Here is a 3,637-nt window from a genome sequence, read left to right on the forward strand (position 1 = left end):
CCGGCGCTCGGTACCTGGCAGAGCGTGGTGATGGTCGACCTCAACGCCGACAACCGGCGGCGGCGGGCCAGGCTCAGCTTCATCTCCGGCTGAGTCGCGCTGGTCGACTCGGGCGGCCGGGCCCGGCGGGCCAGGCGGCGGTCGGCGAACCAGGGCCGCAGCACCAGGCGGGCCGGCGGCAGGTGGCCGTAGACGAGGACGCCATGGCCGGGTCGAATGCGTCGCAGGGTGTCGGCGGGGGCGAGGCGTCGGGGGCTGGTCGACCTCGTGGTCGAGACGCTTCCCTCGGCGCTCGTCGTGGTCGAGACCTGGAGGACCTCCTCTTCGCCCACCAGGTGGCTCAGATGATCGAGCGTCGCCGGGTCGGAGATGCCGGAGAGGACGACCTTGGCCCGGTGGTTGTTGACCACGGTGGCAGCCCGCTCCCCGTAGCGGGTGGAGATCTGGGCCATGTCCTGCCACACCGTCACGAGCTGGATGCCGTGACCGGCGGCGGTTGCCGCGAGGACGTCCAACTCCGCCAGCGGGGCGACGTTGGCCGCCTCGTCGAGCACCACCAGCAACGGGGGTTCGAGCGGGCGGCGCTGGGCGGCGACCTGATCGAAGGCGGTCGTGAGCATCTGGGTGACGAGCGCCGCGAACACGGGCCGAAGACGCTGCTGCTCGTGGGCGGGGGCGCAGACGTACAGCGTGTGGTGGCCACCGTCGAGCAGGCGATCCGGATCGATATCGGCCCGGTTGCCGTGCACCGACATGGTCGGGTCGGCAAACGCGTCCAGGACCGTCTCGGCCGTGGTGTACACCGAGCTGCGCTGTCGTTCGTCGCGCTGCCAGGTGGCGCGCGCCGCCTGGAGCGGATCGGGATCGCCGATCGCCTCGAGCACGAGAGCGACCTCGCCGACGTCCTGCTCGTCGACCCACCGCACGACCTCCGACATGCCCCGTCCCGTGCGGGCCGCGGCGAACAGGAGCGGGGCCAGGAGCTTGGCCGCCGTGGCGTACCAGAAGTCGGCGTCGGTCAGCCCCGTCCCCTGGTGGGCCCGCCCCGCCGTGCACAGGCCTTCGGCCATCCGGCGGGCACCGAGCCAGCTGGTGCTGGCTTCGAGTGGCGACCACGACGCGGCCGGCAGTCCGGTGCTGGCCGCTGGGTCGTACACCCACGCCTCGCCGATGCGGCTCCTCCACGAGATCGTGTCCTGCACGAGGTCGGTCTTCACGCTCGTGGCCAGCACGGGACCCGCCCACTCGAGCAGCGCCGGCACGGCAAAGCCGGTCGTCTTCTGGGTCTGGGTGGGTCCCACCACGATGACCGACTGCCGAGGCTCGGCGGCCAGGTAGCGCGGCCGGACGCTGGCACCGCCGCCCGGGGCGCGCCCGAGGGTGACGCGGCCCGGCAGGCTGCTCCGGACGACGAGCGGCCGCAGCTCCCGGCTCCGGGCCCACGCCGCGGAGCGCGACCGGGCACGCGACATCGGCGCGTCGCCAGCGCATCGGCGCCACCCGGCCGCGACCAGCCAGGCGAGGCCTGCGGCGGCCGCGATGACCGCGACCAGGACGAGATAGAGCTCGGTGGCGCCGAGCCCCCGGTACGGCGGCGGCCAGCTCGCCCAGGGCCGTCCGGGGCGCTCGACCAGGCCGATCATGAGCGCCGGCGCGCTGCTCGGCGACACTCGGGGCCAGGTCCCGGTCGCGAGCCAACCGGCCAGCTGACCTGCGCACCACAACAGCTCCGCGATCGCGACGACGCCGGCGAGGGCGACGAGCGCGCTGTCGGACGGCGCTGCCACAGAGTCAGCGGCACGGGAACGGGCTCCCCGCCCGGTCCGAGCCGCGTCCGCGGAGGGCCTCATCGACGGCCTCCCGGGCCGACCATGACGGCGTCGGTGTCGACGAGGGGCCGCTCGCTGGCGGCGAGATGATGCTCGACCAGGAAGGAACGTTGGCCCACCTTCCAGAGGGCGACTCCCCGACCGAGCTGGGGGAGGAGGTCGGCCTCGGTGCTGGTCAGCCCGAGCAGGGCGCCGGCCGACTCCACCTCTCCCGGGGGCTGGCCGTAGACCACCCGGGTCTCGGAGTCGGAGAGGAGGCCCTGGGCGAGGCCCACCTGCTCCGAGCCCGCGGCGCCGGCAGCACCGAGGTCCGAAAGCCGGTGGAGCACGGCGACGTTGGCCACACCGAAGGCGCGAGAGAGCTTCCACGCGGCCTGGAGCCAGCGCGCCACGCCCAGGTTGGTCAGGATCACCCACGCCTCGTCGACCACGACGATGCGACGTTGGCCGTCCCTCCTGGAGAGGGCGAGCTGCAGCCAGGCCGTGGCACAGGTCATGAGGATGCCCAGGGCGTCGGAGCCGTAGACAGCTGAGAGGTCGAGCACCACGAGTGACCCGTCGAGGTCCAGGCCCGGCGTCGTCGGCCCGTCGAACATCCCGCTCAGGTCACCGTGGACGAGACGGCGCAGCTCGAGGGCGACGTCTCTGCCGTCACCCGCCAGCGTGTCGACGTCGGTCCTGATGGCCTCGGCCGCCTCCCTGGTCGGCGCGAGCAGGGCGTCGACCACGGCGGGCAGGGTCGTCGAGTCGCCACCGACTCGGCGCGCCGCCCCCACCGCCAGATCGACCGCGGCCCGCTCCCTGGGCTGCAGCGGTCGGCCCAGGCAGGCAGTGCCCAACGAGGCGAGCAGCTCCGAGCGCCGGCGGCTCGCCAGCTCGGGGGCCCGGTCGTCACCGTTGGCGGCGTCGAGGGGGTTGAGCCGGATCGATCCGCCGGGACGAAGGCACACGGGCTCGACGCCCCACGCCCGGGCGAGATCGGCGTACTCGCCTTTCGGGTCGACGACCCACGCCCGCCGGCCGAACAGCGACTGTCGCCACAGATAGGACTTGACGAACGAGCTCTTCCCCCGCCCGATCTGGCCGATGACCACCATGTTGGGGTTGGTCAGCGCCCCCTTGGCGTACAGCTCGAAGGGGTCGTAGGTGAACGACCCGCCGAGCAGGTCCCGTCCGATCAGGACGCCCCGGCCACCAAGGCCGCCCTCGGAGACGAACGGGTAGGCGGCGCCCAGCTGGGCCGTGGTGACGCGATGGGCGGCCGGTGTCACGCCAGACCCCGTCCCAGTGGAAGCGTCCAGGTGAACGCCCGGTCCTGCTCGCCGTACAGGCGCCGCAGCTCCAGGTGGGCCTGTCCCGCGGCCTGTTCGACCCGTCCGGCGGCCAGCTCCAGCTCGTCAAAGCTGTCGGCGGTCACCGTCACGTAGCCCGAGAAGCGGTACTGGGCGTGGCCGTCAGCCAGCTCCGTCTCCCGATGGGCGACGACCTCCTGCTCGCGCCGCCGACGGGCGGTGACCATGAAGCCGGCCCGACGCCGCAGCTCGGCATCGGCCACGTCGGCCGTCCGGGCATGCTCGACCTCGCGGGTCGCCCGGGACGGGCTGGCGGGCTCCATCGTCACCGACACCGTGCGCCTCGCTCCTGACTGGAGCAGCAGCGGTCGCAGGAAGTCGGGACCCACGTCCACCCGCGGCCACTCGGCCACCCAGTAGGTCGCGTGGCATGTCCCGTCGGTCCGATAGCCCGACCAGCTCGCTTCGGACGCCAGTGGCCAGGGCCAGCTGGCCACCGACCGACCGGCCCCCGCC

The 3,637-nt window shown here is 73.5% G+C and carries 3 protein-coding genes; all 3 read right to left on the reverse strand.

The genetic code is table 11. From position 1 onward, the window contains the following. Positions 1-1,787, reverse strand: a 1,787-nt coding sequence (locus tag VGF64_11690) for a type IV secretory system conjugative DNA transfer family protein (GenBank protein HEY1635413.1), incomplete at its 3' end; no start/stop codon positions are given. Between the two features lie 59 nt (positions 1,788-1,846). Next, on the reverse strand, positions 1,847-3,100 hold the full coding sequence (locus tag VGF64_11695) for a hypothetical protein (GenBank protein HEY1635414.1): 1,254 nt from the start codon (positions 3,098-3,100) through the stop codon (positions 1,847-1,849). Next, positions 3,097-3,637, reverse strand: a 541-nt coding sequence (locus tag VGF64_11700; protein HEY1635415.1) for an SCO6880 family protein, incomplete at its 5' end; no start/stop codon positions are given. The genes VGF64_11700 and VGF64_11695, both read right to left, overlap by 4 nt.

It is taken from the genome of Acidimicrobiales bacterium (assembly GCA_036491125.1).
GTDB lineage: Bacteria > Actinomycetota > Acidimicrobiia > Acidimicrobiales > AC-9 > AC-9.